At 45.8% G+C, this 20,697-nt stretch carries 21 protein-coding genes and 1 riboswitch; of the genes, 5 read left to right on the forward strand and 16 right to left on the reverse strand.

The annotated features are described in order from the left end of the window. Nucleotides 1-6: 6 nt before the first annotated feature. The 3 genes from QMA04_RS16605 to QMA04_RS16615 form a co-directional block, all read right to left on the reverse strand. Nucleotides 7-489, reverse strand: a complete 483-nt coding sequence (locus QMA04_RS16605; RefSeq protein ID WP_290187107.1) for a DinB family protein — start codon at nt 487-489, stop codon at nt 7-9. A gap of 87 nt (nt 490-576) precedes the next feature. Next, on the reverse strand, nt 577-1,125 hold the full coding sequence (locus tag QMA04_RS16610) for a GNAT family N-acetyltransferase (protein WP_290187109.1): 549 nt from the start codon (nt 1,123-1,125) through the stop codon (nt 577-579). A gap of 1 nt (nt 1,126) precedes the next feature. Further along, nucleotides 1,127-2,926, reverse strand: coding sequence for a M3 family oligoendopeptidase (locus QMA04_RS16615; RefSeq protein WP_290187111.1), 1,800 nt, complete (start codon nt 2,924-2,926; stop codon nt 1,127-1,129). A 194-nt stretch (nt 2,927-3,120) separates the two neighbouring features. Here QMA04_RS16615 and QMA04_RS16620 point away from each other — a divergent pair, with 194 nt between their 5' ends. Further along, on the forward strand, nt 3,121-3,855 hold the full coding sequence (locus QMA04_RS16620) for a tryptophan-rich sensory protein (protein WP_290187113.1): 735 nt from the start codon (nt 3,121-3,123) through the stop codon (nt 3,853-3,855). Between the two features lie 111 nt (nt 3,856-3,966). On the opposite strand, the gene map is transcribed toward QMA04_RS16620, so the two are convergent. Together map and thiT are read right to left on the reverse strand one after the other, a co-directional pair. Beyond that, nucleotides 3,967-4,719, reverse strand: coding sequence for a type I methionyl aminopeptidase (gene map / locus QMA04_RS16625; RefSeq protein ID WP_191716798.1), 753 nt, complete (start codon nt 4,717-4,719; stop codon nt 3,967-3,969). Nucleotides 4,720-4,875: 156 nt separating this feature from the next. Beyond that, complete coding sequence (thiT, locus tag QMA04_RS16630) at nt 4,876-5,457, reverse strand: energy-coupled thiamine transporter ThiT (RefSeq protein ID WP_290187115.1); 582 nt, start codon at nt 5,455-5,457, stop codon at nt 4,876-4,878. 97 nt (nt 5,458-5,554) lie between these two features. Beyond that, a riboswitch (TPP riboswitch) is annotated at nt 5,555-5,653 on the reverse strand. A gap of 146 nt (nt 5,654-5,799) precedes the next feature. Here thiT and QMA04_RS16635 point away from each other — a divergent pair. Both QMA04_RS16635 and QMA04_RS16640 read left to right on the forward strand, forming a co-directional pair. Continuing rightward, a complete protein-coding gene (locus QMA04_RS16635; protein ID WP_191716800.1) occupies nt 5,800-6,873 on the forward strand; it encodes a M20 family metallopeptidase in 1,074 nt (357 codons plus the stop codon). 66 nt (nt 6,874-6,939) lie between these two features. Next, a complete protein-coding gene (locus tag QMA04_RS16640; RefSeq protein WP_191716801.1) occupies nt 6,940-7,089 on the forward strand; it encodes a hypothetical protein in 150 nt (49 codons plus the stop codon). A gap of 66 nt (nt 7,090-7,155) precedes the next feature. Here the strand turns inward: QMA04_RS16640 and QMA04_RS16645 are convergent, their stop codons facing one another. From QMA04_RS16645 to QMA04_RS16660, 4 genes are all read right to left on the reverse strand, one after another. Beyond that, the gene (locus QMA04_RS16645; RefSeq protein ID WP_191716802.1) at nt 7,156-8,073 is read right to left on the reverse strand and encodes an SGNH/GDSL hydrolase family protein; all 918 of its coding nucleotides are present in this window, start codon (nt 8,071-8,073) and stop codon (nt 7,156-7,158) included. Between the two features lie 12 nt (nt 8,074-8,085). After that, complete coding sequence (locus tag QMA04_RS16650) at nt 8,086-9,315, reverse strand: aminopeptidase (protein WP_290187117.1); 1,230 nt, start codon at nt 9,313-9,315, stop codon at nt 8,086-8,088. After that, nucleotides 9,312-10,472 (reverse strand): DEAD/DEAH box helicase, encoded by a 1,161-nt coding sequence (locus QMA04_RS16655; RefSeq protein ID WP_191716804.1) that lies wholly within the window; start codon nt 10,470-10,472, stop codon nt 9,312-9,314. Before QMA04_RS16655 ends, QMA04_RS16650 begins: the two co-directional genes overlap by 4 nt. A gap of 105 nt (nt 10,473-10,577) precedes the next feature. Continuing rightward, complete coding sequence (locus tag QMA04_RS16660) at nt 10,578-12,047, reverse strand: MDR family MFS transporter (protein ID WP_191716805.1); 1,470 nt, start codon at nt 12,045-12,047, stop codon at nt 10,578-10,580. A 174-nt stretch (nt 12,048-12,221) separates the two neighbouring features. On the opposite strand from QMA04_RS16660, the gene QMA04_RS16665 reads away from it, so the two are divergent. Beyond that, nucleotides 12,222-13,082 carry a TetR/AcrR family transcriptional regulator gene (locus QMA04_RS16665; protein WP_191716806.1) on the forward strand — a complete coding sequence of 287 codons (861 nt, stop codon included), beginning with the start codon at nt 12,222-12,224 and terminating at the stop codon, nt 13,080-13,082. A gap of 33 nt (nt 13,083-13,115) precedes the next feature. Here QMA04_RS16665 and QMA04_RS16670 read toward each other — a convergent pair whose 3' ends face one another. From QMA04_RS16670 to QMA04_RS16690, 6 genes are all read right to left on the reverse strand, one after another. Continuing rightward, the gene (locus QMA04_RS16670) at nt 13,116-14,564 is read right to left on the reverse strand and encodes an amidase family protein (RefSeq protein ID WP_191716807.1); all 1,449 of its coding nucleotides are present in this window, start codon (nt 14,562-14,564) and stop codon (nt 13,116-13,118) included. Between the two features lie 44 nt (nt 14,565-14,608). Next, nucleotides 14,609-14,773, reverse strand: a complete 165-nt coding sequence (locus QMA04_RS16675; protein WP_191716808.1) for a Fur-regulated basic protein FbpA — start codon at nt 14,771-14,773, stop codon at nt 14,609-14,611. Between the two features lie 142 nt (nt 14,774-14,915). Beyond that, on the reverse strand, nt 14,916-16,280 hold the full coding sequence (gene rlmD, locus QMA04_RS16680) for a 23S rRNA (uracil(1939)-C(5))-methyltransferase RlmD (protein ID WP_290187121.1): 1,365 nt from the start codon (nt 16,278-16,280) through the stop codon (nt 14,916-14,918). A 225-nt stretch (nt 16,281-16,505) separates the two neighbouring features. Then, nucleotides 16,506-16,616, reverse strand: a complete 111-nt coding sequence (cydS, locus tag QMA04_RS18245; RefSeq protein WP_404825543.1) for a cytochrome bd oxidase small subunit CydS family protein — start codon at nt 16,614-16,616, stop codon at nt 16,506-16,508. A 14-nt stretch (nt 16,617-16,630) separates the two neighbouring features. After that, entirely contained in the window at nt 16,631-17,659 is a 1,029-nt protein-coding gene (locus tag QMA04_RS16685; RefSeq protein ID WP_290187123.1) for a cytochrome d ubiquinol oxidase subunit II, read from the reverse strand. Then, nucleotides 17,656-19,002, reverse strand: coding sequence for a cytochrome ubiquinol oxidase subunit I (locus QMA04_RS16690; RefSeq protein WP_191716811.1), 1,347 nt, complete (start codon nt 19,000-19,002; stop codon nt 17,656-17,658). The genes QMA04_RS16685 and QMA04_RS16690 overlap by 4 nt, the downstream gene beginning before the upstream one ends. A 200-nt stretch (nt 19,003-19,202) precedes the next feature. Between QMA04_RS16690 and QMA04_RS16695 the strand changes: the two genes are divergently transcribed. Further along, on the forward strand, nt 19,203-19,631 hold the full coding sequence (locus QMA04_RS16695; protein ID WP_191716812.1) for an NUDIX hydrolase: 429 nt from the start codon (nt 19,203-19,205) through the stop codon (nt 19,629-19,631). A gap of 69 nt (nt 19,632-19,700) precedes the next feature. On the opposite strand, the gene QMA04_RS16700 is transcribed toward QMA04_RS16695, so the two are convergent. Continuing rightward, the gene (locus QMA04_RS16700; RefSeq protein WP_290187126.1) at nt 19,701-20,615 is read right to left on the reverse strand and encodes a diacylglycerol kinase; all 915 of its coding nucleotides are present in this window, start codon (nt 20,613-20,615) and stop codon (nt 19,701-19,703) included. Nucleotides 20,616-20,697: the final 82 nt, after the last annotated feature.

Here is a 20,697-nt window from a genome sequence, read left to right on the forward strand (position 1 = left end):
AATTTCTCAGCGGTTTTGTTTTTGGTAATAAATATAATCGAGCGGAATTCCTTCTTTGCCGAATTGGCGGAGGAAAGACGTAATCTGCCCTCGATGGTAACTGGCATGATTAACAACTGTAAAGAGCATATCTTCGCGTGAAGTAGCCAGATTGTCGCCTCGCATGTTCTGGTAATCGAGTATCTCCTGCCACTGTTCTTCTGCTAATGAAGCGAAAAACAATTCCATTTCTGCATGCAGCAGCATAAACGCTTCGATTGCTTTGTCTGTCGTCTCCACATCAAAATGTTCAAACGCAGGCTTTTCTATCCCATTCATCCGCATCAGCCATAGTTTTTCCACACCAACAACATGGGCAACCGTCGCCTGAATCGAAGAAAACGAATTCGCTCCTTCTTTTTGATAAAGCTCTTCGCCAAAACCTCGAACGTGCTCCAAACAGGCCAGTGTTGCCCATTTATGATAAGAGAATAATTTATCTTTATCCAACTTCTGCACACCTTCCTCCGCTTTTATTCACGTTTCAAACCAGCGTTGCATCTCTTTCCACCATTTTTTATAGGTGGCCTTGCCCTTTCAAAACTCGTCTTCAATCATGGCGTAGTAATAATGGTCTTTCCATTCGCCATTGATGTAAAGGAACTCCTTCAGCAAGCCTTCCTGATGAAACCCGGTTTTCTCCAATACACGGATAGAACCGATATTCTCAGGAGATACATATGCTTCGATCCGGTGAAGGCGAAGCTGTTCAAAGCCGAAAGCAGTCATCAACTTTACCGCTTCTGTGGCAATGCCTTTGCCGATATAAGCTTCATCGATTGAATAGCCGACCAAAGCGCTTAGAAAAGGCATTCGCTTTACGCTGTATACAGAAATATGGCCGATCAACTTATTCGTCTCATGCTCAAAAATTCCCACACTGTACTCCCGGTTTTCCCTTGCTTGATAAATCGACTCACGGATTTTTTCCCGCTGAACAGCTGCAGAAAAATAACTGTCCCGGTGGCGCGGTTCGTAGATAGACCAGTAATCCCGGTTTCGGAGCAGCAATTGCACCATTTCTTCTGCGTCTTCAATCGCCAAGCTGCGCAAATAACAGGTCTTCCCCTCGAAAAGCAAATTCATATTAAACCTCAGCAGATGTCAGCGAAATAAATTCCTCAGCATCCTGGACACATAAAGCGATTCCTTTTTCCCAGAACGCCTGTTGTGTAATATCTTCGCCCAGATGCTTCATTGCCAAGTCTTCGGCTGACATCACTGCTGTATCACGAAGCAAAGCCATATACTTTTCTTCAAAGCCGGTTCCTTCCTCAATTGCTTTCGCATAAACGCTTAATGAGAAAAGATAGCCGAAAGTATACGGGAAATTATAAAATGGCACATAAGTGATATAGAAATGCAGCTTGGATGCCCAGAAATGAGGATGTGTTGACGCCAATCCGCCTGCAAACCCTTCCTTCTGCGCCTGTTCCATCAATTCGTTCAATCGAGAAGCCGGAACGACGCCATTTTTGCGTTCTTCATAGAAACGGGTTTCAAACAGGAAGCGCGAATGGATATTCATAAAGAAAGCGACACTGCGCTGTACTTTATCTTCCAGCAACGCAATTTTCTCTTCTTTGGACTGCGCATTTTTTACAGCTGCATCCGCAACGATCATTTCAGCGAATGTGGATGCTGTTTCTGCAACATTCATCGCATAAGAGCGGTTCAATGAATGCACAGGGCTCAGTGCATAAGTGTGGAATGCATGCCCAAGTTCATGTGCCAGAGTTGCCACATTGGACATCGAGCCGCTATAGGTCATGAAGATACGGGATTCTTCACTTAGTGGCAGCCCCGTACAAAATCCTCCAGGGCGTTTGTTCGGACGGTCTTCCGCTTCAATCCAGCCCTTTTCAAATGCCTGCTGTGCAAACTGCTCCAATTCCGGCCCGAATTTCCCGAATTGTTTAAGGATGAATTCTGCACCTTCCTGATAAGAAAACTGCTGTGTGCTTTCCGTTACCGGTGCATCTACGTCGTACCAATCCAGTCCGTCTTTTCCAAGTAATTTTCCTTTCTGGTTTAAATACGCGACAAAAGGTTGCTTGTTCTTGCTGATTGCCCCCCACATGGCGTCCAAAGTTTCTTCTTTCATGCGATTGATATGTAGCGGTTCCTGAAGCGGGTTATTCCAACCGCGCTTTTTATACGTTTCCAAACGGAAGCCCGCGATGGAATTCAGTGTTTTCGCAAAGAATTCTTCTTTATCTGTCCAAGCTTCCTCTAATTTTTCATAAGATTCTTTACGGACTGCAGCATCTTTATGGGAACTTAGATTATTGGCTTGCCCAACCGATAAAGTTTTCGGCTCGCCGTCGACTGTAACTGTAACGCTGATTTCTCCGACCAGCATATCGTACAACTGGCTCCAGCCATGGTAGCCATCTACACTCAATGCCGTAATCAGGCTTTCTTCTTTTTCAGACAGCAACATCTTTGCTTCTTCACGCCATTCATTCAAAACGAAAGTGAAGTCACGCAAAGGTTCTTCATTCAACAGTTCTTCCCAAACGCTTTCTTCTGTCTTTGCCAAATCCTGCTGAATTTTTTGGAAGGAATTTTGGAAGCGGGCTGATAAAGAAGAAGATTCACTATCAAGAATCGCCGCTTTTTTATCCTGTGTATTTTGGGCCATCAAACAGCCGATAAATGCACCGGATTGGCTTAGGTGCTTCATCATTAAGCTCATCTGTTCCAGCAGATCAGCTACTTTTTGGGCATCCCCTTTTGCAGAAGGAACTTCGAACTGCTGGACCGACTCTTCGAAACCAGAAAGCTTTGTCGATGCGTCATCCATATGTTGACGCAATTCCTGTGATTCGCTGCCTCCTGGAAATAACGTATCCAAATCCCATACTTCCGGATAGTTGACTGTCATAATTTTTCCCCCTGGTAAACTAAATTTTCTAAAAACACTTATTAGTATAACATTTTTTATTCCGGAACCGGAACAATATTCCACTCTCTCCGGTAAACTCTTCACCTTATCGCCATTTTTAGGGAATCTTTTGGAAAGGGTTAATTGTTGATTGAAACGGCTACAGGTATACTGAAAAGAAGGAGGGATTTCGCATGATTCGTATTTTGCTTATGACAATCGCTTTTCTCGCCGTGATTGTCACGAATGCTCTAGCAAACATTTTGCCGCTGAATGGCCAAACAACCGGCGAAATTTCAAACCGGATTCTGGTCCTGTTTACGCCAGCCGGTTATGTATTTTCAATTTGGTCTATTATTTATCTATTGCTGGCGATTTGGATCATCGCTTTCTGGGTGAATTTAAGAAAGGGACAAACCCCTTCATTTAAAATTGCCTTGTTCTTTGTTTTGAGTTGTGTCTTTAACATCAGCTGGCTGCTGCTTTGGCATTATGAATTTTTCATCTGGTCCATCGCCGCGATGCTCGGCTATTTGGTGGCATTGATCGCCCTTTACCTGCAATACAGCAACTCGGAAAGAAAGTTCACCGAACGGCTGCCGATTTCAGTTAACATGGGATGGATCAGTGTGGCAACCATCGCCAACATCAGCTTTGTGTTGACCTACCACAATTGGGGCGGCTGGGGGCTCAGTGACCAGCTGTGGACCGTCATCATGTTGACTGTTGCAACTGCGCTGGCACTGCATATCCGTTTCCATCATTTCGATATTCCCTTTGCGCTGGTCTTTATCTGGGCGTTTATTGGAATCGCCGTTAAACACGGTACAGGTGAAATGCTGGTGACAACTGCTGCCTTGTTCTTAAGCGGCGTCATTTTAACCGGTATTCTATTAATTAAAAAAAGAACTGCCGAGGCAGTTCAATGATTCTGTGGACAGACTCCGTTTGACGAGTTTGTCCACAGTTTTTTATTGCTTTGAAATCGGCAAAAGGAATCCGGATAATCATCCGAATCCCTTTTTCTATAAATGCAAATACTATTTATCCAGTTTAGTCAAAAGAATCGGTTCGCCTTTTGTCACAAGCACCGTATGCTCGATTTGCGCAACCAATGACTGATCCGGTGTGATGAATGTCCAGCCGTCTCCTGATTCCACGATATGTTCAGCTTTCTGTGAGATAAACGGTTCTACTGCAAGTACCATGCCTTCTTTCAGGATGGTCGTTTCCCATGCATCATAATAGTTCAAAATGTGCTGAGGAGCTTCATGCAGTGATTTCCCGATGCCATGGCCAGTCAGGTTTTTAATGACAAACAAGCCTTGTTCTTTTGCTTCACGTTCCACTGCCTTGCCGATTTGGTTGAGTTTAGCGCCGGCTTTGACTTTTGTCATCGCACGGTCGAACGCAGATGCGGCTGCTTCACATATTTTTTCTTTATCCGGATGCCCTTCGCCTACAACAAAGGAAATTCCCGTATCAGAGAAATATCCTTCATATGAACCAGAAACATCGATATTTACGATGTCACCATCCTGGATAACACGATTGCCTGGAATGCCGTGCGCCACTTCTTCATTAACGCTGATGCATGTATATCCTGGGAAATCGTATTCTGATTTCGGACCGGAAACTCCGCCCAGCTCCTCGAATAATTTACCGCCCAAGTCGTCAATTTCCTTGGTAGTGACTCCAGCTTTGGTTGCTGCTTTCATCGCCTCGCGAATTTCAGCCACCATTTGGCCGGCTTTTTTCAGCATTTCAATTTCTTTATCAGTAGTTGCTATCATCAAAGACCCTTCTTTCAAGCTTTTCTATTCAAGAATTATACCACAAAATTAAACTGGAGGCTTCTTGGCAGATTTGAAAAAACTAGCAAGCAAGCTCGAACTCCTAAACAGCAAAGGGCTTTCCGGAATGAATTCCCGGAAAGCCCTTTGCTTGTGTTAATTCGTATTAGCGGCATCCACTAATCTGGGTGCAGCGGCAAAAAGTGCGGAACAGACAAAAGCGGCAAGCAAGAATACAGGTATCATGTAGGTAGCATTATAGATCGCTGAATAGATGACCACATTGCCTTCAGCAAACATACCGAAAAACAGGATTCCTGTGATGACGTGAACCAAATAACGCAACACCGATGCAATCAACACCCCTGCGACAATAGCGGCCAACATCTTGCCGGTTTGCTTGGCATGCGCATGCTGCAGATACTTGGTGCGCATGACACCAGCCAGCCCTACAACTCCGTATGCCAGAAGATAATCCAATAAAACCTGCATGACAACAAATCCGAATGATAAAGGCGCGACAGAAATAAATCCGGAAACAATTTGGAGCAATCCCACCAAAATCCCGGTCAGTACACCCGCGCCGACACCTCGCCTAAATGCGATTAAAATAATCGGGATCATCACCAGACTGACCGAACCTCCCTGCGGCATCCGGAAAGAAACAAAATCCAATACAAATCCAAGAGCTGCAAAAATGGCAATCTCCATCATCAACAATACTTTTTTATTTCTCATGACTTCCTCCTTAATGTGTTGTGCACATCACCAGAAGGGCCGTGAATAAAACCATATTAAAAACGGCGCCAGGACAGAGCCTGGCGCCGTTGTAAGAGCCGGTTTCCATCCACATCCCTGCGCAAGTGTTAACTTACAGGTTCAAAGGGTAAGAACAGATTGTTCACTCTCAGCTAAAGCTCCCCTTGTGGTGTATACAAATATTTATTCAGTCACCTGTATTGTACACAAGGCCTCTTTCTAATGCAAGGCTGTTTTAAGTAGCTCTGACAGGGTAAAGTGATGGTAGTGAAAAAATCCGAAAGGTGGTGGAGGCAGCCGGGATTCTGGGTTGCCGAATGAATGATTGAATTATTGAAGGAATTGATTAAAATTCAAAGTGATACAAAAGAAGCAGCAAATGAAGCTCTCCTTTTTTGTGCCGACTGGCTGAAACAAAAAGGAGAAATGGTTACTGTCCACGACAATAAAGGCTACTTGATGCTCACTGCTGAGAAAGGACAAGGCAATGAGACCATTGTTTGGAATGGCCATGTCGATGTAGTTCCTGGCCATAAAGAACAGTTTGTGCCAGTCGAAGAACAAGACCGCATTTACGGACGCGGCGCAGCTGATATGAAAGCGGGTGTTGCAGCAATGATGCAAGCTTTTATTGAACTGGAGCCTAGCGGTTTGAACCGAAAAGTTCAATTACATATTGTCACCGACGAAGAGATCGGTGGCCGCAATACATCTAAGTGGTTGGTCGAGCAAGGCTTCCATGGTGATTTTGTTATTTGCGGAGAACCGACAGGCTTAAAAGTCGGATTGCAGTCGAAAGGGATTTTACGAATGGATATGGTTTTCAAAGGCAAGCCCGCACACGGCAGCCGCCCTTGGGAAGGCATCAATGCCATCGAATCCGCTATGAAATTCCATATGGCTGCAACAGAGCTGCCATTCCGGAAAGAATCTACTGAGTATTATGAGCAGCCATCGGTGAACCTGCCGATCATTAAAGCAGGAGACCGTTATAACGTGGTGCCTGAAACGTGCGAGATGTCTTATGACATCCGTTTTATGCCTGGACAGGATAAAGAGGAAATCGTTCGGCAATTAGCAGAATTAGCTGAAACCTTGAACATCGACATGGATTATAAAGCTTCAGGTTCAACACCTGCGCTGACAACAACAAAAGAAAACCCATTTATCCAGACTCTGCAAAAAGCGATTCTCGAAACGACTGATAAAGAAGCCGTATTATTCGGCCAGCACGGTGCAGCCGATACACGGTATTATGCAGCCGTCACCGGCGGCGAAGGTGCCATTGAATTTGGACCAAGTGGAGATGACTGGCATGGCAACGCCGAGTATGTCTTGATTTCCAGCGTCCATGAATACAAAGACATTCTGCTGGCACATGCGCAATCAGCGTAAAAATGTTTGCACACTGCCCGATTCGGGAAAATACTAATTACTAACCCTATGATTGGAGAGATTTATATGGCAATTGGACGACTAGTGAAATCCGCGATAAAATATGGCCCCATCGCTTATCCGATTATCCGTAAAGTATTAAATAAAAGAAAACAAGGAAAAGCTGGGCAACCGGCTTCTACACAGCAAACTCCGACGCGTGGAAAAAAACGCTAAAACAAAAAGTTCCGGCATGAAATTCATGCCGGAACTTTTTTTAGGCTATAAGTTGCTTTTGATGTTCTAAATAAAAGGCATTGCTTCCCGCAAAGCCAGGTAACCGGTCGGACTATGATTGGATGGCCGCTGAGCTGTCTCTTCAGTCTCACTGCCCTCTTCTTCCTGCCCTCCATCACCATCCTGCTCCTCCGCTTCCATTATCTGTTCGAATGTCAATGGATTCGGTGGCGGCAATTCAAAATCTTCAACTGTCCACGTTGCCTGATATTCATCAAAAAACGCATTGGCCATTGCCTGATAGCCAGCCGCATTCGGATGGACGTCAGCTGCATTCGGAATTTTTTCTACAGCCTCATCGCCGAATGATTGGTCTACGGAAACAAATGTCGCTCCTGCTTTTTCAGCGGAACGTTCCAGAATTTCATTCAGCCGGTCCAGTTGTTTGGCTGTTCCGGATTTTTGGCTGTCACGGACATGCGGATAAGCGAAATAATAGCCCATCACATAAACATCCGCATTCGGAGAGAGCTCAGTCAGCTCAGCCAAAATCAACTCCATATTCTTTCTTGCTTCATTGAGTGCAAAATCTGCCTGGATCTGCTGGAAAGTCAGCGATCCCTGTGCCGGATCGTCTTGGACCAGGCGCAGCAAATCATTCGCTCCAGCTGAAACGGTAATGAGGTTGGCCGATGCCAACACGCTCTTCGCTTCATCCGACTGGATGCTGTCTAATACGTCAGCTGTTGTAAATCCCGGAAACGCCAAATTTTTCGAGTAGAAAGCCATAGGCTGATTGCGTGACAATTCCTGTGCAATCATGTCGGCGTACCCAGCATCTATCTCGCGTTCAGGTGTTTGCCCTGCCGCCAGCGAATCACCGATAGCGATGTAAGCTGCCGGAATCTTGAGTTCTGCTTGTGCCGAAGCAGTTCCGCTGAAAAGCAGAAGGCCAGCCACTGCCGCGATCCAATACTTTTTCATGTCATTCACCTCTTAGAATGCCCAATTTCCGTTCCGGAAGATAGGCTCTTTTGAACCATCGGCGGTGATTCCATCAATATCCATGTTATCGCTGCCAATCATGAAATCTTCATGGACGATTGATGTGTTCAAACCGATGGCTTCCAGTTGATTACGTTCCAGATCGCGTGCCCCTTCATAGCAAGTCGGATAAGAGTCGCCGATTGCCAAATGGTTCGAAGCATTTTCATCAAACAAGGTATTGTAGAACAGAATATCGGAATCGGAAATTGGCGAATGATGCGGCACCAACGCCACTTCCCCTAAATAAGCCGCTCCTTCATCTGCAGTGATCATTTCATTGAGAAGTTCCTGCCCCGTCTCCGCTTTAGCTTCAACAATTTTGCCTTTTTCAAAGGTCAGCGTAAACCCATCAATGACATTGCCTTGATAAACCAATGGCTTCGTATTACGGACTTTGCCGTCGACTCCATGTTTTAACGGCACCGTATAAACTTCTTCTGTCGGCATATTGGCGATAAACGGATTGCCTTGAGGCGTTTTTGAAGCGCCGGACATCCAAATATGTTTGTCGGGAAGTTCAATGGTCAATTGTGTGCCAGGTGCAGTGTACTGCAACTTCACATAGCGTTTATCGTTTAATTGAGCAGCGCGCTGTTCCAGCAAAGCGATATGGTTTTTCCAAGCTTCGACCGCATCACCTTCGCCGATACGCACTGTTTTGAAGATGGCTTGCCATAAGGCGTCCATCTGTTTTTCAGCCGGCAAATCCGGAAAGACTTTTTGTGCCCATTTCGGTGAAGGAATAGCGACGATCGACCAAGCCACTTTATCTGTACCGACCGCTTGGCGATAACGCTCCAATGCTTTGCCGGCAGATTTTTGTGAATCAGCCAGGCGCTTAGTCGGGATGCCTGTCAGCAAATCCGGATCTTCAGCGTCAATCCACAGGAAGGCCCCGCCTGTATTGATCACTTCATCGCGTTGAACGACAGACCATTCCGGATATTCCTGAAATGCCTCATCTGGCGCCAATTCGAAATGCGTCCGTGTCAAAACAGGATCTTCATAATTGACTTGGACCCGCTTGGCCCCTGCCTCATATGCTTTCTTGACAACCAGGCGTGTGAATTCAAGCGTGTCAGTCGTCGTATTGATTACGATTAATTGTCCTTTTTGGACATTCAATCCTACATAAACCGTCAAATCAGCATATTGCTCAAGCTTCTCTTGAAAATTCATCGTTTATTCCCCTTTGCAGCAATGGTTTTGCTGGAACCTTCAATCAGTTTCCCGCCATGAATCACTTTTTGGACAGGCTTGGAAGGCAATTCCTTCGTGAATTTCTTGTAATGGCGTTCATCGGAATAAGCCAGCAAAGTCAATACTTCGCCATCTGCTCCCGCTCTTCCGGTTCTGCCTGAACGATGCAGGTATTGCTCAACTGTTTGCGGTACATCGACATGGATGACATGCGTCACTTTATCGATATCCAAACCGCGCGCTGCTACTTCTGTCGCAATCAATACAGCAACTTCACCTTTGCGGAAAGCATCCAAGGCTTTTTTGCGTTCATCTTTTTTCATTTCAGAATGCAAGGTCACGATTTTCGCATCGCGGAATTTCAGTTTATTTTCCTTCATCAGCAATTGGTCCAGGTTATTGACGAATGCCAAGCCTTTCATGCCGGGAATATGCGACAGGCTGCGCAGCATTTCTGTCTTGTCACGCTCATCCACTTTGATGAATGAATGCATCACTTTTCCAAGCATCGGCAAATCTTCAGCCGTTACCTGCAGACGTGTAGGATGCTGCATCAACCGTTCCGCCACCAATTCTATTTCTTCGGTGATTGTAGCAGATACCAGCACCAATTGGCGTTCATGCTGAGTTTTTTCAATCAGATCTTTCATGATGCCCCGGTGTTCGCGCGCCATCAACTGATCTCCTTCATCCAGCACCAATATCCGGATTTCATGCATTTTCAGTTTTTTGGATTTCACCAATTCATTCAAACGTCCAGGCGTCCCTACGACAATCGTCGGTTTTTTCTTCAACTTCTCCAATTGGCGCTGCATATTTGCCCCGCCAATCAATTGCGTAACGGTGACATCCGTACCTTCTGTCCACTCACGCAATACGTTGACGATCTGCATGGACAATTCCTGCGACGGTGCGACGATCATTGCCTGGATTGCCTGTTTTTCAGGGTTGACGCGCTCCAGGATCGGCAATACATAAGCCAATGTTTTACCCGATCCGGTCGGTGATTCAGCAACGATATCATTGCCTGCCAACATTTCCGGAATCATCTGTTCCTGGATCGGCATAGCCGTTTCAAATCCAGCTTTTTCCCATTTTTCTTGCCACATCGGGCTTAATTCATTTACAAAAGTCATCTGCGATTCCACCTTCTTTTCAATGCTTTTAGTGTACCATATTTGGTGTTCTGTCGCCTTTTTCACGCAAGAAAAACCAGTCCGCAAAAGGACTGGCTCAGTTGATTATTCAGTTACTTCTTTTTGTCGGTAGACGATCTCTTTTTCCGTCTCAGTGACAGGACGTACCGGCTTCTTAATGAAGAAAGACAGCACTAATGCCACTAACGCGATAAAAGTGGAAACGAAAAATGAGAAGTTGATGCCATCCAGCATAGCCAAGTTCATGATGCTTTCAGGAGCTGTTCCGGCCGCCGCCAGCTCTTTCGCTGTCGACTCCGTTCGTGTGTTCATCACGGTAATAAGGAAAGCTGAACCGACCGCACCCGCAACTTGCTGCAAGGTATTGTTGATGGCCGTTCCATGCGGATAAGCTTTCATCGGCAACGTATTCAACCCATTTGTCATGACCGGCATCATGACCATAGAAATACCGAGCATGCGCAACGTGTAAATCATCATGATGCTAAGGTAGCTGGAATCCAGGCTCAACTGGCTGAACATGAACGTCGTCAGCACAACAATCGCCAAGCCGGGAATGGCCAACACTTTTGCGCCGAATCGGTCAAATAACCGGCCGGTGACTGGAGACATGAAGCCCATAACCAGTGCACCTGGCAGCATCAGCAAGCCTGAATCGATCGGCGAAATGCCTTTGATGGTCTGAATGTAAATTGGCATCAGGATCATCGCTGAAAACATGGACATGGAAATGGCCACTGAAATCGCTGATGACAATGCGAACATTGGGTATTTATAAATCCGGATTTCCAATAGAGGCTTATCCAGTTTCAATTGGCGGAAACCGAAAATAACGAGTGAAATAACACCAACAGCAATGGTCACCATAACAACCGGATCGGTCCAGCCCATCGTACCCGCTGAACTAAATCCGTACAATACCCCGCCAAACCCTAAACTGGAAAGAGCCAACGACGCTTTATCAAGCGATATCTCTCTGTCTTGGAATGTCAGGTTCTTTAATTTGAAGATCCCTAATGTTAATGGAATCAATGCCACTGGCAGGACGATCCAGAAAAGCACACGCCATGAGTAATGTTCGACAATAAATCCGGAAAGGGTCGGCCCGATTGCAGGCGCAACGACCATAACAAGTCCGAATACGCCCATTGCGGATCCACGTTTTTCAACCGGAAATGCTGCAAGCATGACGTTCATCAATAACGGCATCATTAAAGCAGATCCGGCAGCTTGAATCATGCGCCCTGCCAGCAATACGCTGAATACAGGAGCCACTGCGGCCAATAGCGTTCCGAGTGCAAACAAGGACATCGCTACGATGAAAATTGAGCGGTTGGAATACCGCTGGATCAAATAGGCACTGGCTGGAATCAGAATTCCGTTGACCAGCATATAGCCCGTAACTAGCCACTGCGCTGTCGATGCATCGATCCCCAGATCAAGCATAATTTCAGGCAATGCTATATTCAATAAAGTTTGGTTAAAAATTGCTACGAACGCTCCCGTAAAGAGAATGGCTATAATGCCATAAGGCGTTTTTTTCTGTTCTTTCATCTTTGTGTTTCCTCCGTAAATGGTGCTCTTTATTTTTTTCTCTTTCTCCATTGCATTATTCTATACCGCCTGTATATTTTTTTCAAGCATTTTATCCGATAAAGTTAAAAACATTGATATATAAGTGTTTTGAAGTTATCATAACAGTAGACTATCGGTATAAAGGTGAGGTATATGAATCCTAAAAAACAGCAAATCCTAAATGCAGCGTATGAACTTTTCATCAATAAAGGCTATAATTCTTCTTCTATCCAAGACATATTGGATGAAGCGAATGTATCGAAAGGGACTTTTTACAATTACTTCGGATCCAAAGCAGAGTGCCTTATGGCCATCATGGATTCGATTGGCAGTGAAATCAGGCAGCGGCGAATGGCAGCTGCTGTCGGCAAGCAAGCCAATGATCCGGAAGTATTGGCGGAGCAATTGTTCATCCGCATCAAACTCAACCTTGAAAAAAATCTCTTTTCTCTCTATGAAAGCATCTTCTATTCACAAGAACCGGAATTGAAATCCTTTTCTATTAAACAGTACTCTTTGGAAATGGAATGGATTTCTTCACGTATCATCGATGTTTTCGGCAAAGAAGCGGCTCCCTATGCACTGGAAAATGCAGCATTTGTACACGGTTATGTCCAGCAGCTGATTCATATCTGGCGTCTTGTATCCGAAGATGCACTGCCGGCAGACAAGCTTTCTTCTTTCGTCATCCGGAGGCTGCAGGCGACCATCGCACTCCAAATAGCGGCTAAAGATACATTTATCGGCAACTTGAAATTGCCGCTTGCTAAATCTGCCGACAACATCGAATTAGAGGAACTGTCTCCAATGTTGGCAACATACGCCGAGAAATTGAAAAAACAGAAGAACACGCAACAGCTCGTGCAATTTTTGGCAACTGAGCTGGCTGCGGAAACTCCAAGAAAAGCACTGATCGAAAGTGTCCTTACCACGTTGGCTAATGATGACCGGACTGAAGCTGAATTGTCGATTATGATTGAACAGGTGTGGAAACATTTAGATGAAATTGCATAAAAAAGCAGCGCCTGTTAAGGACGCTGCTTTTTTCTATGGTTTTCGCCGTCCTTTGACGGCTTGTTCAAATGCATATGCGTATTCAATCAGTGTCGGTTCGCTGAATGCTTGGCCAGCAAACGTAATACCAAAAGGCTCACCCGATGGACTAAAGCCAAAAGGCACTGTAATTGATGGGAAGCCTGCAGCCGCACCTATGTTGCAGCCAAAATCCTGCGGCAATACCAACGCATCCACACCGATATTCTCCAGGACATTCTTCATTCCACGCTCTGCCGCCAAAAAGCGGTTGCGTTCCAATGCTTCGACGTATTCTCTTTCCGTTAGCATGCCGCTCATCCCATTAGCCTGCTCCAGCAAATTCTGTCCAAACTTCAGCATTTTCTCTGCATGCTCATTATTGAAAGCGATGACATCATCCAAGGAACGAATTCGTTGGTCCGGATTGGACTTCGCCAAATACGCATTCAAGTTCGCCTTGAATTCATGCAGCAACACCGCAAATCCAAGGTCTTCCTGCTCGACGCCCAGATCAACTTCGTCTACGATTTCCGCACCGCATTCACGAAGCGCATCCAACGCCTGTTCAAAAAGCTCAGCCTGTTCATCATTGATTTCTTTAAACAGCCCTCTCGCTACACCCAATGCAACACCTTGAAGCCCGTCTTTCCTCATATGGCTGCGCCAGTCATAATCCTCAAACTGAGCCGCAAATGCTGTAATCTTGTCTTCCGGATCGATGCCAATGATGACTTCCAAAAGCGCTACAGCATCTGCTACAGTCCGCCCTAAAGGACCTGGAACATCCTGTGTATGAGACAACGGGATGACGCCGCTGCGGCTCACCAACCCGACGGTGGGCTTGATTCCGACCAAACTGTTTTGTGCAGCGGGATTAATGATCGATCCCGACGTTTCTGTTCCGATTGCGCCCGCCGCCAAATTCGAAGCGACAGCTGCGGCGGACCCTGAACTTGAACCGCCCACGTCAAATTCACCATATGGATTTTTCACTTGTCCGCCTCTCGAGCTATAGCCATTGGTCATTTTATCGGACATAAAATTCGCCCATTCCGTCATATTGGTTTTGCCGAGAATCACGGCACCCGCCTGGCGCAATTTTTCCACCACTTTGGCATCTTTTAGAGCATAATGATCCTTTAATGCTAAAGACCCTGCACTGGTATGCATCTTATCACAGGTGTCCATATTGTCTTTCACCAAGACCGGAATGCCGTGCAGAGCGGAACGCGGACCGGTTTGCCGGCGCTCAAAGTCAAGCGCTTGCGCAGTCAGCAAAGCATCCGGATTCATCTCCAGTACAGCGTCTGTATTTTTGTCTCGTAACGAAATATTTTCTTTATACATGAGAACAAGTTCTTCGGAAGTGAGCTTCCCTTTGTCCATCGCCTCCTGCATTTCCTCGATTGTCATTTCATCAAGCCGTTCCTGGCGGTAGCTTTCCAATTCTTTATTGTGCATGGATTCTTCCTCCCATTTATATAAGGCATTGAAAAAAGCCGGAATCAGCCGGCTTGGTCAGTCTCTGTATAGGTTTTCATTAATTCATAGAGTGAGGTTTCATACAGCTGGCGTCCGTTGATCTTGAACACGTTCTTTTCGACCAGTCCCTGAATGATGGTTTCACGTTTATCCGTGAATTTTGACTCGGGTATCTGCACCATTTTCATCGTTCTCTCCTTCTTGATGTATTCTCTTGTCTTTACCCTCCGCTCTATACGGTTAAAACCTGTTAACATCAAATTAGCCTATTTTAACCAAAAAGTTGAAAAGAGCCCGATCAGCTTTAATAGCTGATCGGGCTCACTCCATTTATTCTGCCAACTCCAGCCACGCCACTGCTTCGCAATGAGTGGACTGAGGGAACATATCGACGGGCTGCACTTCTTTTGTGCGGTAGCCGCCGTCTTCCAATATGCGCAGATCACGTGCCAATGTTGCCGGATTGCAGGATACATAAACCACACGTGTCGGGCGCTGCTTAAGGATCGTCCGCAGCAGCTGCTCATCACAGCCTTTGCGCGGAGGGTCAACAACCAAAACATCCGCTTTCTTGCCTTCTTTGTACCAGCGCGGAATGACTTGTTCGGCTGGTCCGGCTTCAAACAAAGTGTTAGACAAACCGTTTAATTCCGCATTGCGTTTGGCATCTTCTATCGCTTGGGGCACAATTTCAACCCCCATCACGAATTCAGCCTGTTGCGCAAGGAACAAGGAAATGGTCCCGATTCCGCAATATGCGTCGATTACCGTTTCTTTTCCGGTTAATTGAGCGTATTCCAAAGCTTGGCCATAGAGAACTTCTGTTTGTTCAGGATTGATCTGGTAGAATGAACGCGCAGAAATCTCAAAACGCACATCGCCGATTTGGTCTTCTATTACATCTTTGCCCCAAAGCGTCAGGGTTTCATCGCCAAAAATGACATTGGTTTTTTCGCTATTGATGTTTTGGACAATTGATGTCACTTCCGGAACAGTCGCCTGAATCAATTCAATGGCATGTGCCGCTTGAGGGAATTTCTTTTTCTTGGTTACCAGAACCACCATGATTTCCCCAGTAGCACGCGCTTTTCGGACCACTACATGGCGAAGCATGCCGCGGTGCGTTGCTTCCTCATAAGGCTCAATGCCCATTTCAGCCAAACTCTTTTTGAGTGACACCATTATAGCGTCGGCTTCCGGTGTCTGGATCAGGCAGATATCCGTGTCGGCAATGTCATGCGAACGCGGCTGATAAAATCCAGCAACTATTTTGCCATCTTGTGTGCCAATTGGAATCTGGGACTTATTGCGGTAGCGCCATGGATGTTCCATCCCTTTTACAGGATGTACCGGCACGTCCGGCAATTTGCCGATCCGTGTGATGGCATCGCGCACCAATTTTTGTTTGAAGGTCATTTGCCCTTCATAGGACAGATGCTGAATCTGGCAGCCTCCGCACGTGTCGAAGACCGGGCAAGGAGCTGTAACACGAAAAGGCGATGACTGTTTTATTTCAATAAGCTTTGCAAAGCCATAGGATTTCAACGTCTTCAAAACGTGCACAACTACGTCTTCCCCCGGCAACGCGCCTGGGACGAACAACGGGTAGCCTTCTACTTTCGCTACGCCTGCACCGTCATGCGTCAAATCTTCTACATGGACCGTTATCCGGTCATTTTTATTTACTGGTTTCAAAAAGTTCACTCCATTTCACATTTACTTATCATACAACAAGAAAAGAAAAAGTGCCCGTCTTAAATTCGACAGGCATAAGACATTCTAGCGAAGCGGTGTTTTTCAGCCACACTGCTGAAGTGGCTTATAACCTTAGAATTTAGGCATTAAAGTCCAGACAGGAATCAAGAACTAAAACTCTATTTAAACAGAAAAAACGCGGCAGGCAAAGGCCTACGCGCGTCTCTATTTTTTATCTTTTGTAGCGGGGCCATCCTTCAGTGAGAACCAGAATCCGAAAATGATGGATCCGAACAAAACCAGGAATGGTGCATAAAATATCATGAAATCCTGCATGGATAATGCCTCCTTTATGCGTGGTAATCCGATTTGCCTTCGACATAATCCTTATCGAACAAGAACAAGCGGAACAATAAGTAAAGCGATGGCAACAACAGGCATAAACCAGCGATAAACGCTATGATCAGCGCAATGGCCATCGATTCATTTGTAAAGCTGTCATAAATAGTCAAATACGGATACAGCAGATATGGGTAATGCGATGCCCCATAAGCAAAGAACGCGGTAAAGAATTGCCCCATCAATAAAATGAAAGCCCAACCGTAATGGCGTTTCTTCCAAATCAAGTACACTGTTCCCGCAAACAACAGGAACGATACGGCGAATACCCACCATAAATCGAGGATGCGTGCAAAATGCTCCGGATTATGGCCGCGCAGCTCGTAGATGATTCCAGTTGCTGTAATGATGGCAGGACCTGCCCAGATCAATGCATATTTGCGCATCAGTTCGTTGGCTTTCAAGTCGCCGGCTTTGGAAGAATACCAAGTCAGGAACACAGCTGAAATGTAAAGTACGGCCGTTAAACTCAAAACTACGATACTCCACATCAATGGGCTGGTAAATAGGGTCCAGTAATCCAGGTAAGGCTGGCCATTATCCATTTTGATGAACCCGCCTTCGGACATGGCCAATACCGGCGACAAAGCTGCCGGCAGCAATAGCCCGGACAAACCGTACATGTAGATGTATCCTCTATGGTTGATTTTTGCCCCGTAAGTCGCGAATGCGTAATAGGAACCGCGGATTGCCAGCAATATCAATGCAAGGCTCGCCGGAACCAGCAGCGTTGTGCCGTAATAAAACGCAGTCTGCGGGAAAAATCCGATAATCCCGACAAAGAAGAACACAAAGAATACGTTGGTGACTTCCCATACAGGTGACAGGTAACGTTGAATGATGCCTGTCAATATATGCTGTTTGCCGATAAATGAGCTATAGGCATTAAAGAAGCCGGCACCGAAATCAATCGATGCGACGATGACGTACAGGAACAAAAACAGCCAGAGAACGGAGATGCCGATAATTTCCAATGTCATTGTTCTTCACCGCCTTTAGCATTTTCACGTGCCGCCAATTCTTTTTCAACCGGATTGCGTCTATACATTCTGGACAAGACGACAACCGTTCCGATCCCGAGGATGATGTACAAACCAGCAAACAGGATAATCATCAAGTCCACTTGGCCGCTCGTGGTTGCCCCTTCACTGACTTTCATATGGCCTCTGAGTATCCAAGGCTGTCGTCCGACCTCTGTAAACCACCATCCTGCTTCAATGGCGATAAGCGCCAAAGGTCCTCCGGCTACAGTCAACCAGCGGAACCATTTAGCCTGGATAAATGTCCAGCCGCGCCAAGCGGCCACCACATAGACAAAGGAGAACAATGCCAACCACATGCCGATCATCACCATCGTATCAAATAGATAATGGATCCACAGCGGCGGTATTTCATCTTCCGGGAATTCATTGAGGCCAATTACTTCTGTAAACGGATTGCTGTGTGCCAAAATGCTCAAGGCATACGGGATTTTTATGGCGTACTTCGCTTCTTCCCCGTCCAACACACCGAAAAGAATCAATTCTGCTTCTTCTCCCGTTTCAAAATGCCATTCAGCAGCCGCCAATTTTTCCGGCTGGTACTCTGCTAAATATTTGCCTGAGAAATCCCCAATCAATGCCGTGGCAATGGCAAACACCAGCCCCAGTTTCATGGTGAGGAATAAGGCTTTCTTATGATAAATATGTGTCGAACCGCGCAGCATCCGGAATGCCGCGATCGAAGCCAGTAAAAATGCACTGGTCATGAAAGCAGTCGCCATGACGTGTGCCACTTTGGTCGGCACTGCCGGGCTGAACATAGCCAGCAGCGGGCTGACATTGACCATTTCACCGTTCAGCACTTCAAAACCTTGCGGCTGATTCATGAAGGCATTGACGATCGTAATGAAAACAGATGACGCTGCTGCACCCAGTGCAACTGGAATAAGCAATAGAAAATGTTTGCGTTGGTCTTCAAAGCGATCCCATGTATAAAGATAAATCCCCAGGAAAATAGCTTCAAAGAAAAATGCGAATACTTCCATGAACAACGGAAGGGCAATCACGTTCCCTGCCAGCTGCATAAAATTCGGCCATAATAGAGATAATTGCAGACCGATTGCCGTACCTGTCACAACACCTACTGCAACAGTAATGACGAATCCTCTGGCCCAACGGCGTGCCAGCAAAATGTAGTGATCGTCTTTTTTCTTAATGCCCACCCACTGGGCAATCATAATCATAAGAGGGACACCTACGCCGATCGTTGCGTAAAGAATGTGGAACGATAGAGTCAATAGCGTTAGGATGCGACTCAGAAAAGCCGGATCTTGAAAGTCCAATCTACTCGTCTCCTTTTTTATGCATTTGATTCACTGTTTCTATAGTTCCTATTGTACATCAAACCCTATTTCCAAAACGCCTCCCAAGCCTTGTTTTCCAGCCAAACTTTGAATAAGGTGTGACAAAGAAAGTAAAAAGAATTGTAATTTTTCTCAATTTTTAGTATTCTAAAGAGAACAATAAAAAAGGGTGATGCAGCATGAGAACAAAACGGAAAGTATTTGCATATATCACAAGAGGCGATGAAGAAAATCGCGAATTGCTGGTTTTCGAGTACAAAGGAGAACCGGAAGTCGGATTGCAGGTGCCGGGCGGTACAATCGAAGAAGGCGAACTGTTGATTGATGCCTTATACAGAGAAGTAAAAGAAGAAACAGGATTGCCAAGCGATGTTCTTGAATTCGTCGGGAAAATCCATAAGTATACCTACTATCCTGAGCATCAGGACAAAGCGTATGAACGGAACATCTTTCAATTTGAATACACAGGTGAACCGGTCGAACAATTTGAACACACCATTAAAAGCCATGGCCGTGACAATGGCATGACCTTGCTGTTCCGTTGGGAACCAATTAAGAACCTGCCGCAGCTTGCAGCAGAACAGGACAAAGCCATCGAACTCCTGTAAGCAAAGGATTACTTGACTTTATAAATATAAAAAGCTGGAAAACGGAGAGACACTCCATTTTCCAGCTTTTTATTTGCGGTCATGTTCCTTTAATGAATCAAGCGGGACATACATTTCAATATGGCTTGCCAGGTTTTCAAATACCGCCGGCAAGACGCCGCCGTATTCCCCATCCAAATTCAAGAGCACCCGTTCTTCTGTCGTCACTGTAATTTTACTGGCTTTCGCATAAATGACATGAGGGTCCGACAAATGCTCTCCCCGCAAAGCCAAAGAGGCAACACGGATAAACTCCGCCATATTGAGCTCTTTCAAAATCAGCAACGTGAATTTGCCGTCATTGATGCTGGCATCTGGTGCCAGTTTCTCAAATCCACCAACCGAATTGGTCAAACCGATTAAGAACATCATGGCACTGTCATCAAAAATCTGGCCATCGTATTCAATTTTGACGCGCGAAGACCGGATGGAAGGCAACATTTCGATGCCTTTCAAATAATAAGCCATTTGGCCAAGAACCGTTTTCAGTTTGCTTGGCACTTCATAAGTCAACTCGGTGATTCTTCCGCCGCCTGCAATATTGATGAAATACCGATCATCGTTCATCAAGCCGATATCCACTGGAATTGAATCCCCTTTGAGAATAATATCAACGGCCTTGTTGATATCACGTGGAATATGGACAGCGCGCGCAAAATCATTCGTCGTCCCCATCGGTATCAGGCCCACTTTCGGCCGCTTCTCAAATTTAGCAATCCCTGAAATGACTTCATTCAGTGTGCCATCTCCTCCGACGGCGATCACCAAATCAAAATTTCGTTCTACGGCAACTTTAGCAGCTTGTATCGCATCACCTTCACAAGTCGTTGCATGACAGGAAGTTTCGTATCCGGCCTGTTCCATTTTCTCCAGAACCTCGGGCAAATGCTTACGGAATAATTCACGGCCGGAAGTTGGATTGTATATTATGCGTGCACGTTTCATCAGATTCAGCCTTTCTGGACTTCCTATAAAAATAAGACAGGAAAAATTTGTGGACTCTTTGTTAACATTGTCCTGCAGGATG

The sequence above is a fragment of the Planococcus sp. APC 3900 genome (genome assembly GCF_030407735.1).
Classification (GTDB): domain Bacteria; phylum Bacillota; class Bacilli; order Bacillales_A; family Planococcaceae; genus Planococcus; species Planococcus notacanthi.